The 2,734-nt window shown below is 75.6% G+C and carries 1 pseudogene; it reads left to right on the top strand.

Features of this window, described 5'->3' with window-relative positions:
* A pseudogene (locus tag GM672_RS28575) lies at positions 1–2,734 on the top strand (hypothetical protein); the annotation flags it as partial.

Here is a 2,734-nt window from a genome sequence, read left to right as displayed (position 1 = left end):
CCTCGCCGGGCACGGGTGCGGCGGCAGGCAATGGCGGCGATGCCGATGCCGTCGCCGACGGCAGTGCCCAGGGCACGAGTGCAGTGACGGTCACCGCCACGGCGTATGGCGGCGCGGGCGGCGGCGGCAACGGCGCGGGATCAACGGGCGGCACGGGCGGCATCGGCCACGCCATCGCCAGCGGTCAGGCCGACAGTGGCGCGGTCAGCGTCACGGCATCGCAACACGGCGGGGCCGGCGGCTATGTGCAGGCCGGGCCGGCTGTGGCCGGCACGGCATCGACCATGAGCGACCAGGTCAGCGGCAGCACCTCCGGCAGCCTGATGCTGATGCAGAATGCCTACGGCGGTGCCGGCGGCAGCAGCGGCACCGGCATCGGCGGCGCGGGCGGCACTGCCGGCAGCGACCTGGTCTTGACGAACGCTGCCGCCGGCACGGCGCAGGCTTACCTGAATGCGTACGGTGGCTCGGGCGGCCATGGCGCCACGCAGGGCGGCCAGGGCGCCACGGCCACCAGCACGCTGCAGCTGGGCTCGGACAACGCTGCGCCGCTGAGCGGATTTGCCGGTACCTACGGCGGTACCGGCGGTGGTGCGGGGAGCGGCGGCGTGGCAGGGCATGGCGGCAACGCCCAGCTCGATTCCACGGTCACCGGCACCGGCCAGGTGATCAGCAATGGCGCAGCCACGGGCGGCGGCGGCGGCAGCGCCTCCGGTAACGGCTTCAACGGCAACGGCGGCAGTGCCGCCAGCACGCTGCACCTGGACGGCGCCTCGCTCAGCGGCAGCAGTATCGCGCAAGGGGGCAGCGGCGGCACGGGCCTTGTCTCGGGCAACGGCGCCGCCGGCGGCGCCGCCACCAGCAGCATCACGGGCAGCGCGAGCGGCAGCGACGCATCGCAGCTGAGTTCGGCGGCCCATGGCGGCACCGGAGGTACCGGCGGAGGCGCGGGCAACCACGGCGGAGCTGGGGCGGTGGCCGTGGCCACGGCCAGCGGCAGCAGCAGCACCGGCCACTTTGGCGCGAGCGTCTACCAGCAGGGCGGGGCCGGCGGCTACGGCGCCAATGGCGCGGCCGGCGGCACGGGCGCCGCTTCGCTGGTGGAGAACGCCGTGGCGGGCAGCACTGCCGGTAACCTGACCTTGACGCAGCAGGCCCTCGGCGGCAGCGGCGGCGCCAGCGATGGTGCGGCCGGCGGCAGCGCCGGCCTGGCCCGCAGCCTGCTGACGGTCAGCAACGACAGCGCCGCGCAACTGACCTTGACCAGTACGGCGGCCGGCGGGGCCGGCGGGTCCAGCACCACTGGCACGGCCGCCATCGGCGGCGTCGGCGAGGCAAGCATCGACGGCGCCGCCAGCGGCGTGCTGTACGTCAACAGCCAGGCCACCGGCGGCACCGGCGGCAATGGTCCCGCGGGTGCCCAGGGTGGCGCGGCCCAATCCCACGGCCGCGGTGCAGGCACGCTGGGCGCGGCGGTCACGGTGACTGCCTACGCAACGGGCGGCAGCGGCGGCCAGGGCAATGCCGGCAACGGCGGCGCGGGGGGACTGGCCAGCGCCACGGCGACCGGCAGTTCCACCGACGGTACGCTGACGGTCGGAACCAGCCAGATCGGCGGCAGCGGCGGGTATGGCGGCAACGGCGGCACTGGCGGTGCCGGCGCGGCCTCGAATTCGGTGGATGCCGTCGGCGGCAGCACGAGTGGCGCGCTGTACCTGAACCAGTCGGCGTACGGCGGTCACGGCGGCGGTACCGATACGGGCACGGGCGGTGCCGGCGGCCAGGGCACGTCGCGCCTGAGCCTGGCCGATACGGGCCCTGCGTCCAGCGCTCAGACGTCGGTGGCGGCGGGCGGCGGTGCCGGCGGTCATGGCGGCACCGGAACCGGCGGTGCCGGAGGCAATGCGCAAGCGGAGCACACGGCGTTCTTCGGCGCCCCGCAGTTGAGCAGCACCGTGCAGGCCACCGCCGGGAGCGGGGGTGGCACGCAGGGCGGGCAGGCCGGTGCCGGCGGCAATGCCAGCGCCGCCTTGACGATGGGCGGTCCCGGCGAATACCTGCAGGGCACCAGCGTCGCCTATGGCGGCCGCGGCGGCGACAATCAGGCGAACCAGGCTGGCGTCCTGGGTGCCGGGGGCACGGCCGATGCCGTGCTGAGCATCGACGGCAGCATGGGCGGCAACGCCTACGGCACTGCCGGCGCCCAGGGTGGCGACGGCGGCAGCGGGTGGAACAGTGGCAGCGGCGCGACGGGTGGGGCCGCCAGCGCGGGCATCACGGGCAGTGGCGGCAGCACCGGCACCTTGGCGTTGCAGGCAAGTGCCCGGGGCGGCAGGGGTGCCGAGGGAGCGGGTGCCGGCAACAGCGGCGGCATGGGGGGCGCGGCGGCGGGCAGCGTGAGCGGCAGCGCGGAAGGCGCGAATGTCTCGCTCGGCGTGTCGCTGGCCGGCGGCGATGGCGGCGCAGGCCGCAATGGTGCCGATGGCGGTGCGGGACGTGACGTGACGCTGGCGAACAACGTCGCCGGCGCCACCACCGGCAACCTGTCGCTCAGCCTGACGGGCACGGGCGGCCGGGGCGGCACCAGCCTGGACGCCAAGGGTGGCGCCGGTGGCGTTGCCGATGCCACGTTGACCTTGACAAATACCGGGGCATCGAATGTGTCGCTGGTGGCGACGGCGACGGGCGGCGCCGGCGGCAGCGCGGGTGGCGGCGGCGGACCGGCCGGCACGGG

It is taken from the genome of Pseudoduganella buxea, from assembly GCF_009720835.1.
Lineage (GTDB): Bacteria > Pseudomonadota > Gammaproteobacteria > Burkholderiales > Burkholderiaceae_D > Rugamonas > Rugamonas buxea.
Note: the sequence above shows the minus strand (reverse complement) of the source record. Positions and strands in the feature narration are given on the sequence as shown.